This is a genomic window from Vibrio sp. Vb0598, from assembly GCF_033338935.1.
Classification (GTDB): Bacteria; Pseudomonadota; Gammaproteobacteria; order Enterobacterales; family Vibrionaceae; genus Vibrio; species Vibrio alginolyticus.
Genome location: NZ_JAWOTP010000028.1, coordinates 45,616 through 54,869, shown reverse-complemented (window position 1 = coordinate 54,869; position 9,254 = coordinate 45,616). Strand labels below are relative to the sequence as shown.

General features: G+C 45.7%; 12 protein-coding genes. 2 read left to right on the top strand and 10 right to left on the bottom strand.

The window, feature by feature from the left end:
- Positions 1-231: 231 nt before the first annotated feature.
- The 8 genes from fusA to fkpA form a co-directional block, all read right to left on the bottom strand.
- Positions 232-2,331: an elongation factor G gene (gene fusA, locus R7Q38_RS20995; protein WP_005382794.1), complete on the bottom strand. Its 2,100-nt coding sequence runs from the start codon at positions 2,329-2,331 to the stop codon at positions 232-234.
- A 75-nt stretch (positions 2,332-2,406) separates the two neighbouring features.
- A complete protein-coding gene (gene rpsG, locus R7Q38_RS20990) occupies positions 2,407-2,877 on the bottom strand; it encodes a 30S ribosomal protein S7 (RefSeq protein ID WP_005382796.1) in 471 nt (156 codons plus the stop codon).
- Positions 2,878-2,978: 101 nt separating this feature from the next.
- The gene (rpsL, locus tag R7Q38_RS20985; protein ID WP_004399892.1) at positions 2,979-3,353 is read right to left on the bottom strand and encodes a 30S ribosomal protein S12; all 375 of its coding nucleotides are present in this window, start codon (positions 3,351-3,353) and stop codon (positions 2,979-2,981) included.
- Positions 3,354-3,530: 177 nt separating this feature from the next.
- A complete protein-coding gene (gene tusB / locus R7Q38_RS20980) occupies positions 3,531-3,806 on the bottom strand; it encodes a sulfurtransferase complex subunit TusB (RefSeq protein WP_005382799.1) in 276 nt (91 codons plus the stop codon).
- Positions 3,807-3,813: 7 nt separating this feature from the next.
- Positions 3,814-4,170, bottom strand: a complete 357-nt coding sequence (gene tusC / locus R7Q38_RS20975) for a sulfurtransferase complex subunit TusC (protein WP_005382801.1) — start codon at positions 4,168-4,170, stop codon at positions 3,814-3,816.
- Positions 4,167-4,562 carry a sulfurtransferase complex subunit TusD gene (gene tusD / locus R7Q38_RS20970; RefSeq protein WP_017633744.1) on the bottom strand — a complete coding sequence of 132 codons (396 nt, stop codon included), beginning with the start codon at positions 4,560-4,562 and terminating at the stop codon, positions 4,167-4,169. Before tusD ends, tusC begins: the two co-directional genes overlap by 4 nt.
- Positions 4,559-5,281, bottom strand: a complete 723-nt coding sequence (locus tag R7Q38_RS20965) for a transcriptional regulator (RefSeq protein ID WP_239938445.1) — start codon at positions 5,279-5,281, stop codon at positions 4,559-4,561. Before R7Q38_RS20965 ends, tusD begins: the two co-directional genes overlap by 4 nt.
- A 143-nt stretch (positions 5,282-5,424) precedes the next feature.
- Positions 5,425-6,207, bottom strand: coding sequence for an FKBP-type peptidyl-prolyl cis-trans isomerase (fkpA, locus tag R7Q38_RS20960; RefSeq protein WP_017821751.1), 783 nt, complete (start codon positions 6,205-6,207; stop codon positions 5,425-5,427).
- A gap of 128 nt (positions 6,208-6,335) precedes the next feature.
- Here fkpA and R7Q38_RS20955 point away from each other — a divergent pair, with 128 nt between their 5' ends.
- Positions 6,336-7,322, top strand: a complete 987-nt coding sequence (locus tag R7Q38_RS20955; protein ID WP_017633742.1) for a WD40 repeat domain-containing protein — start codon at positions 6,336-6,338, stop codon at positions 7,320-7,322.
- Complete coding sequence (locus R7Q38_RS20950; protein WP_005381455.1) at positions 7,319-7,546, top strand: SlyX family protein; 228 nt, start codon at positions 7,319-7,321, stop codon at positions 7,544-7,546. Before R7Q38_RS20955 ends, R7Q38_RS20950 begins: the two co-directional genes overlap by 4 nt.
- 83 nt (positions 7,547-7,629) lie before the next feature.
- Here R7Q38_RS20950 and R7Q38_RS20945 read toward each other — a convergent pair whose 3' ends face one another.
- The gene (locus R7Q38_RS20945) at positions 7,630-8,571 is read right to left on the bottom strand and encodes an isoaspartyl peptidase/L-asparaginase family protein (protein ID WP_031812779.1); all 942 of its coding nucleotides are present in this window, start codon (positions 8,569-8,571) and stop codon (positions 7,630-7,632) included.
- A gap of 131 nt (positions 8,572-8,702) precedes the next feature.
- Positions 8,703-9,254, bottom strand: a complete 552-nt coding sequence (slyD, locus tag R7Q38_RS20940; protein ID WP_005381451.1) for a peptidylprolyl isomerase — start codon at positions 9,252-9,254, stop codon at positions 8,703-8,705.

Genomic DNA, 9,254 nt, shown 5'->3' with positions numbered 1-9,254 from the left:
TGTTTTACCGTGGTCAACGTGGCCGATAGTACCAACGTTAACGTGCGGTTTCGTACGTTCAAATTTTTCTTTAGACACGATCGTGTTCCTTCCTAGTTATGATTCGTCGTGATCATTATTGATCGACGACGCGCCAGAAATTGTTATTTTATGCGCCAACGCCCGTTAGCGCAATATTTGGACGCCCTGATCTCGCAAAAAGTCGTAAACTTTTTGCAGTTCAATCGTCAATTAGTAACCACGCTCTGCAATAATTTTATCTGCGAAGTTTTTCGGCACTTCAGCGTACTCGTGAAACTCCATAGAGTAAGACGCACGGCCTTGAGTTGCAGAACGTAGATCAGTTGCGTAACCGAACATTTCGGATAGTGGTACTTGAGCACGGATGATCTTAAGACCAGCCACACCTTCGTCCATGCCTTCAATGATACCGCGACGACGGTTTAGGTCACCAACAACGTCACCCATCCAGTCTTCCGGAGTGGTTACTTCGACATTCATCATAGGTTCTAGAATCACAGGTTGTGCTTCTAGTGCACCTTTCTTGAATGCCATCGAGCCAGCGATCTTAAACGCCATCTCGCTTGAGTCTACATCGTGGTAAGAACCATCAAATAGTGTAGCTTTAATATCTAGTACAGGGTAACCCGCTAGAACACCACTATTCATTTGCTCTTCGATACCTTTCGATACCGAACTGATGTATTCCTTAGGAATCACACCGCCCACGATTTCGTCTACGAATACGAAACCTTCACCAGGCTCAGAAGGCTCAAGTTTGACCCAAACATGACCGTATTGACCACGACCACCTGATTGACGAACAAACTTACCTTCAACTTCCGCTTTACCACGAATGGTTTCACGATAAGCAACCTGAGGTTTACCAACGTTACAATCAACGCTGAATTCACGCTTCATACGATCAACGATAATGTCTAGGTGAAGTTCACCCATACCTGAGATCAGAGTCTGACCTGATTCGTCATCCGTTTCCACGCGGAATGATGGATCTTCCGCGGCTAGTTTACCTAGCGCGATAGCCATTTTCTCTTGGTCTGCCTTAGAACGAGGCTCTACAGCAATCTGAATAACTGGTTCAGGGAACTCCATGCGTTCTAGAATCACTTTGTGGTTCTGATCACACAGTGTGTCACCTGTTGTTACGTCTTTCAGACCGATAGCAGCTGCAATATCACCAGCGCGAACTTCTTTCACTTCTTCACGCTTATTCGCATGCATCTGAACGATACGACCGAAACGCTCTTTCTTCTCTTTTACTGAGTTGTAAACAGCGTCACCCGAGTTTACAACACCGGAGTAAACACGCATGAAAGTTAGCGTGCCCACGAATGGGTCAGTCGCAATCTTAAACGCTAGCGCTGAGAAAGGTTCGTTGTCGTCAGCATGACGCTCAACTTCATTTTCTCTTTCGTCGACACCTTTAATTGCAGGTACGTCAACAGGCGATGGCAAGAACTCAACGACTGCATCCAGTACCGCTTGAACACCTTTGTTCTTAAACGCACTACCACAAGTAGCCAGTACGATTTCGTTATTTAGTGTGCGAGTACGTAGAGCTTGTTTGAGCTCAGCTTCAGTCAATTCACCTTCTTCAAGGTACTTGTCCATCAGCTCTTCGCTAGCTTCAGCAGCGGATTCAACCATGTGGTTGCGCCACTCTTCAGCAAGTTCAATCATGTCAGCTGGGATGTCTTCGTAAGTAAACGAAGTGCCTTGATCGGCATCATTCCAGTTGATCATTTTCATCTTGATAAGGTCGATGACACCTCTGAACTCATCTTCCGCACCAACGTTCAGCTGGATTGGAACAGGAGTCGCACCAAGACGATTCTTAATTTGGTTCACAACGCGTAGGAAGTCTGCGCCCGCACGGTCCATCTTGTTTACAAATACCAAACGTGGAACGTGGTATTTGTCTGCTTGACGCCATACAGTTTCAGACTGAGGTTCAACACCAGATGAGCCACAGAACACAACCACAGCACCATCAAGTACACGAAGAGAACGCTCTACTTCGATAGTAAAGTCAACGTGTCCAGGGGTATCAATGATGTTTACGCGATGCTCAGGGAACTGTGCTTCCATACCACGCCAGAATGTAGTAGTCGCAGCGGATGTGATAGTGATACCACGCTCCTGCTCCTGCTCCATCCAGTCCATGGTTGCTGCACCATCGTGAACTTCGCCGATTTTGTGAGAAAGGCCAGTGTAGAACAGAATACGCTCAGTTGTGGTTGTTTTTCCTGCATCTACGTGAGCACAGATACCGATATTACGGTATAGCTCAATAGGAGTTTTACGAGCCACGATTGTATCCTCTTACTAAGGTGTACCTTAGAGTATAGAAAAGTGCTGCGAGAGAACCTCGCAGCACAGAAGGCATTACCAACGGTAATGAGCGAACGCTTTGTTTGCGTCAGCCATGCGGTGAACGTCTTCACGTTTCTTAACCGCAGTACCTTTGTTCTCAGACGCGTCTAGCATTTCAGCAGCTAGGCGTTGAGCCATAGATTTTTCACCACGCTTGCGCGCAGCTTCAACCAACCAACGCATAGCAAGTGCGTTACGGCGAACCGGACGTACTTCTACAGGTACTTGGTAAGTTGAACCACCAACACGGCGAGATTTAACCTCTACCGCTGGGCGAACGTTTTCAAGAGCTTCTTCAAAAATAGCTAAGTGGTCTTTACCAGACTTTTCAGCCATAGCATCTAGTGCAGTGTAAACGATTTTCTCTGCAGTAGATTTTTTACCGTCAACCATTAGGATGTTAACGAATTTTGCCAGCAATTCAGATTTGAATTTTGGATCTGGAAGGATCTTACGCTGACCAATGACGCGACGACGTGGCATGGATTTATCTCCGTTGTCTTCTTCAGGTTTTATCCAAAACTTTTCAGTTTTTTCAAAAAATTAAAAATAATTTAGTGTTTGGCCTTACTTAACGGAATCCATTAAGACTTAGGACGCTTCACACCGTACTTAGAACGACCTTGTTTACGGTCATTTACGCCAGCACAGTCTAGTGCGCCGCGAACAGTGTGGTAACGCACACCTGGAAGGTCTTTAACACGACCACCACGGATTAGAACAACTGAGTGCTCTTGAAGGTTGTGACCTTCACCGCCGATGTACGATGTAACTTCGAAGCCGTTTGTCAGACGTACACGACAAACTTTACGAAGTGCTGAGTTAGGTTTTTTAGGTGTAGTAGTGTAAACACGAGTACATACACCACGTTTTTGTGGGCACGCTTCTAGTGCAGGCACGTTGCTTTTAACAACTTGCTTTGCACGTGGCTTACGTACCAACTGGTTAATAGTTGCCATTAACTAGCTCCTGATTTACTTGAAAGTAAGCTTTGTGAAAAATCTATCCCCAACTGCCAATGCAGTTAGGGACGCAAAATTCTATGCAGCAGTGAGAGGTGTGTCAAGAAATATACGGATCTTTTTTGTTCAATTAGAACAATTCATCCGTAAAGCTTTGTCGACAGCAAATCTTGTTCAATCCCAAGTTAGGGATTTATCCTGTTTTGCTGTTAGTTCAACGAAGCCTGAGTAATTCACAATCGTCAGCGATGGACTGATACGATTTGCAATACCGCGAGCTTGCGCATCGCTCTCTAACACAAATACGCTGCGGTTTTTTAGATGGGAAAATGCTTTATGTTGCGAGTTAGCAGCGTACACTGCATCTTCTATAAGTAAGATGTCATCCTGTTCACTGCATAAGGGCATGGCGTCTTCTAGAGCAGAGACTGTTTTTATGATGTGTAACATAACTTCCTCAAAAAGACAGTAGCTTGCCAGCGTGTTGTAACTTATCTTTGAGCTGTTCTGAGCTTAACGCTTGGGCTTCAATGACTAAATCCGCTTGCGCTAAACCTCGCTGGGTTAACGACTCTGAACACACAAAGACTTGTTCGATGTCGTATAAATCGAAAAGCTTTAACATCGGCGCGTAATCTTTACTCAAAATATTGTTGGGGTCTTGCCCGAGTAGAAGCTGGTATACCCCGTCACCCATGAAAATGACGCTGATATCTTCACAGTAAGCCGACGCGGCTAACAGTGCATCCACACCTTCACGACCAGCTGCACTGCCATGTGGCGCGCTACGAAATAGATAAGTTAACTGACTCAAAACTGTACCACTCTGTCTTGGGTTAACATCGCTTCAGCTAGGCTACCTAAGCCTGCTTGTTCAAAACCATCGGCTAGATTGTTCTGTACCAAACCATGTTGATTCGCTTCTTCTTCACTTACAATGCCGCGACGCAAAGCGGCCGCGACACAAGTTTCTAGGCGAACACCATGCTCTTTAGCCAAAGACTGCCACGCCTTATTGAGATCAAATTCATCGTTAGCTGGCACACTCAAAGCAGTACCATTAGTCACACCATCTTGATAAAAGAAGACGCTCACTAGCTGATGGCCTTGCTCTATCAACGCTTTGGCGAACTGATAAGCACTGCGCGCTGACTGACTGCCATAAACGGGACCATTCACCACTAACGTGTAAGTCAGTTTACTCACCTTTCATCATCCTCGGTTTTACGTTGACGAATGTACAAGTAAACGGTGTGTTTTGAAATATTAAGGCGATCCGCGACACGGTTGATGGCATCTTTAATATCGAAGATACCTTTGTCGTACAACTCCATCACGATCTGGCGATTTTTGGTGTTGTTAGACACGGATTTATCCGCATTGATCTCTTCGATGGTGCGTTCAACAGTTTGGTCCACCAGCTCTTCTACGTCACTAGCAAAGTTGACCGAGGAAGCCGCTTCTTTCGCTTCTTGCGTCGGCATGAAAGACTGAAGGACTTGCGAGAAAGGCGCATCCAAGTTGACGTTGATACACAACAAACCAATCACGCGATTTTCGCCATTACGAATAGCGACAGTAATCGACTTCATCAACACGCCACCTTTTGCACGGGTAAAGTACGAACGTGAGAAGTTGCGCTCCGAGCCTTCGATGTCTTTTAGCATCTTAAGCGCTAAATCAGTGATTGGTGAGCCGACTTGGCGCCCCGTGTTTTCACCGTTAGCGATTTTAATTGCAGAGGTATTTAAGTCTTCTAGAGAGTGAAGAACGATTTCACAAAATGGACCTATCAGGCTGGCGATACCATCCACGACCGCCTCATAAGATCTTAAAATGATTTTGTCGTGCTCGGTAAACGGCATCACGTTAACGGATTCCATTTCGAGCAACATCTCCGCGTTTATTGTTTCTGTAATTGTCATAAGCCTTCGAGCGAAAAATCAACAAATTGGTGTAAGTTTATCAGAAAATTTGAAAAGCAACCTAGCAAACTCACCAACTAGTGACCTAGAACAAAAAAGGCCCGTTAAACGGACCTTTTTCAATAACTTATCGCAGCTTATTGTTATTGCTCTGCGTTGTCGTTCTCAACTTTTAGCAGCTCAACTTCAAATACTAGCGTTGAGTTAGCAGGAATGCTTGGTGTGTCTTGGTCACCGTATGCTAGCTCTGGCGGGATAACGAATTTGAATTTAGAACCCACAGGCATTAGCTGAACACCCTCTGTCCAACCTGGGATTACACGGTTAAGTGGGAACGTTGCAGGTTCACCACGATCGTATGAGCTGTCGAACTGAGTACCGTCGATCAGAGTACCTTTGTAGTGTACTTGAACCGTATCAGTGTCTTTTGGCTTCTCACCTTCAGCTGGTGTCATTACTTGGTATAGAAGACCTGTATCTGTCTTCACTACGCCTTCTTGCTTCTCAAACTCAGCACGGAAATCATCGCCAGCTTTTTTCGCTTCAGCTGCTTTCTCAGCCGCTTGTGCTTGCATCTTTTCTGCAACACGCTTGTCTAGAGATTCTAGTGCTGCACGTGTTTCTTCTTCATTCAATTCAGCATTGCCTTTGAAGACGTCTTCGATACCTTTTAGTACCAAATCTTTGTTAAGATTAATGCCGATTTCGCTTGGCTTGTCGATGCTTGTGCTTAGGTAGTTAGCAAATGAAACACCGATTGCGTATGCCGCTTTGTCGTCGTCGGTTTTAAAGTGAACCGCTTTACCGGTTTCTGCTTGAACTTGTTCTGCTTGAGGTGCGGTTTCTGTTTTAGTTTCTTCTTTCTGACAACCTACCGCTAGCATAACTGTTGCAGCAAGTAGCGACACTTTTAAAACTGATTTCATTAAATTCTCCCAATAATGGCTCTGCCATTGGTTGTTGTGCACAAATCTTCTATGAGACTAGTGAAGACAATCGTTATACCAATATACTAGCTATATGTCTTAAGACACAAACCGGATTATTAGATGTGATGCAAAGAATTTTTCATTTATTCCTATATTTAATTGTCATCACCACGTTAAATGGTTGCTTTTTCGCCGAGCGTGAAGTGCAGCGTTGGCCGATAGAACCTCAAGGTGCGACGAGCTTCGCACTTAGCAGAGATGGACGGTTTGCTCTGCTCTATTCTCAACAACGTCATTTGATGTTGTGGGACCTAGAGCAAAATGAACAACTAGCCAACCTGGGTGAACTCGATGCCGATGCCAATGTGGTTTCCCATATCCGCATATCTGACAATGGTCGCTACGCAATTACAGCAAGCCAAATGAACTTCGCAGTTTGGGACCTAGGCTGGACGCAATCCGAAGGCCTTTGGTCTATTTCTGATGCGCTCATTCGCGACGTTGATATCACCAGTAATGGTGAACAAGTTCTGCTTGGGTTATCCAACGGTAAAGCAATTTATGTCAACTTAGTCACCGGGCGTCGCATGGAGTTCCTTGCGCATCGTGAAAAAGTCAATTCCGTGGCCATTTCTCCTAATGGGCGCTTCGCCCTAACCGGAGGTAATGACTATAAAGCGTATCTGTGGGATACCGAAACCGGACAAGTACTACGAACCTTCGAACATGAACAACGAATTGTTCGCGTGGCCCTGCAAAGAGATGGAAAATTAGCAATGACATCTGATGGCGGAAACCAAGCGATTGTTTGGAATTTAAAAACTGGACAAGAAGTCACACAGTTGAGCAGTTGGTCACGCCAATTAATTTTCTCTACCGCACGATTTTCTGACGACGGGACTCAACTAGTCACAGGAAGCCCTTCTGGCCGTGTGTCGATATGGGATACTCAAACCGGAAAACGAATGAGTGGATTTGAAGTGGAGCCCAAAAAAGACACTCGCCCTCCCCGTGCGGTCGTGTATGATGCAGCCTTTGATTCAAAACAACGCGTAATTACTGCTACTTCAGCAGGTATTGCCCAAGCTTGGCAGTTAGAGAACGGATCATGACAGAAAAAATCATTCAGCAATTGGAAGCACGCATTAATGACTTAGAATGTCAGCTTGCGTTCCAAGAACAGACTATTGAAGATCTGAACGGCGCTTTATCGCAGCAACAACTGCAAATTACCAAGATGCTCGATCAGATGAAATATGTGGTAGGTAAAGTAAAAAATATGGACTCGTCGAATTTAGCCGATCCGTCAGAAGAAACCCCACCACCGCATTATTAAAATGCAGGCTCAAATAGCATAAAGCCCAGAACATGTTCTGGGCTTTGTTGTATTAATTACTTAAGAAGGTACTCAAGAGGAAGCTATTCGTCGGCGTAGATTTTAACGCTCAGCTCGCCTTGCGTATTAATGCCTGCTCGGTACATGCCAGAACTGTTCATCGCAAAGTGCATCTCACCTTTAGCATCAATGGCAATCAAACCGCCCTCTCCGCCCATCTGTTTGAGATCACCTTGGATAATGTGTTCACAAGCCGTATGAATATCTTCTTGTAAGTAACGCATACGTGCTGCAACGTCTTCCGCAACACGTTTACGAATAAAGAACTCGCCGACACCCGTAGTGGAAACTGCCACGACGCCATTTTCGGCCACCGTACCACAACCAATAAGAGCCGAATCTCCGACTCGGTTGTATTTCTTATTCGTCACGCCACCCGTACTGGTGGCAGCGGCTAAGTTGCCTTGTTGATCTAACGCTACCGCACCAACCGTACCGTGCTTACGGTCATCTGGGTAACGAGATTCCGACAAAGCAAACAGTCCTTTCTCACGCATAGACAGCAACTGCTCATAACGGCGATCAGTAAAGAAGTAATCTTGCTCGGTATACTCATGGCCTTGCTCAAAAGCAAACTTCTCTGCGCCCTCACCCACCAACAGCACATGATTGCTGTTTCGCATCACGTCACGAGCGAGCTCAATTGGGTTTCTGATATGACGAACCCCAGCGACCGCGCCTGCTGCAAGGTTTCGCCCATCCATCACAGAAGCGTCCATTTCAACCATTTCGTTGTTGGTCAGCACTGAGCCTTTACCCGCATTAAAGTTAGGAGAGTCTTCCAATACTTTCACTGCCGCTACGACGGCATCTAAGGCTTCACCGCCCGTGTCTAGAATTTGATGTCCCGCTTTTACCGCAGCTTCTAAATCCGCCAAGATGGATTGTTGCAGCTCATCGCTCATCTGTTCACGCAAGATGGTGCCCGCACCACCATGAATGGCAATCGAGAAAGGTTTCGTCATCACTTTGTCCAACTGTTATTCCTTGTATGGTTGGCACTACACCTTAGATAAACAAAAAGCGCAAGTTGAAAACTCAACTTGCGCTTTTCAAAGCTTTGCTAGATAAGATTATCTAGTGAAGGAGCTTATGATTAGTGAGAACCACAGCTACCGCCGCCACAGCAGCCGCCTTCTTCTTCGTGATCGTGGTCATGATCGTGACCACCACAACAGCCACCACCTTGGTGGATGTGACCGTGTTCGATCTCTTCTGCTGTTGCTTCACGTGTAGACATAACTTCTACTTCGAAAGTTAGTGTTTGACCAGCTAACATATGGTTACCGTCAACAACCACTTCGTTGCCGTCAACTTCTGTTACTTCAACAGGGATTGGACCTTGGTCAGTGTCAGCTAGGAAGCGCATGCCCACTTCGATTTGCTCAACGCCTTGGAACACGTCCGCAGGAACGCGCTGTACTAGCGCATCGTTGTGCTCACCGTAAGCTTCTTCAGGAGCTACCGTTACTGAGAACTTGTCGCCAGCCACTTTACCTTCAAGTTCTTTTTCAAGACCTGTGATTAGGTTGTTGTGACCGTGAAGGTAATCTAGAGGTGCTTCTGCTGTTGATTGATCAACAACGACACCGTCTTCCATCATTACTTTGTATGCAAGGCTTGCAACAACGTTCTTTTCAATTTTCAT

Excerpts from the sequence above, each read along its gene's own strand:
- rpsG (WP_005382796.1), bottom strand. The coding sequence starts at position 2,877 with ATGCCACGTCGTCGCGTCATTGGTCAGCGTAAGATCCTTCCAGATCCA.
- rpsL (WP_004399892.1), bottom strand. The coding sequence starts at position 3,353 with ATGGCAACTATTAACCAGTTGGTACGTAAGCCACGTGCAAAGCAAGTT.
- tusB (WP_005382799.1), bottom strand. The coding sequence starts at position 3,806 with ATGTTACACATCATAAAAACAGTCTCTGCTCTAGAAGACGCCATGCCC.
- R7Q38_RS20965 (WP_239938445.1), bottom strand. The coding sequence starts at position 5,281 with ATGACAATTACAGAAACAATAAACGCGGAGATGTTGCTCGAAATGGAA.
- fkpA (WP_017821751.1), bottom strand. The coding sequence starts at position 6,207 with ATGAAATCAGTTTTAAAAGTGTCGCTACTTGCTGCAACAGTTATGCTA.
- R7Q38_RS20955 (WP_017633742.1), top strand. The coding sequence starts at position 6,336 with ATGCAAAGAATTTTTCATTTATTCCTATATTTAATTGTCATCACCACG.
- R7Q38_RS20950 (WP_005381455.1), top strand. The coding sequence starts at position 7,319 with ATGACAGAAAAAATCATTCAGCAATTGGAAGCACGCATTAATGACTTA.
- R7Q38_RS20945 (WP_031812779.1), bottom strand. The coding sequence starts at position 8,571 with ATGACGAAACCTTTCTCGATTGCCATTCATGGTGGTGCGGGCACCATC.
- slyD (WP_005381451.1), bottom strand. The coding sequence starts at position 9,254 with ATGAAAATTGAAAAGAACGTTGTTGCAAGCCTTGCATACAAAGTAATG.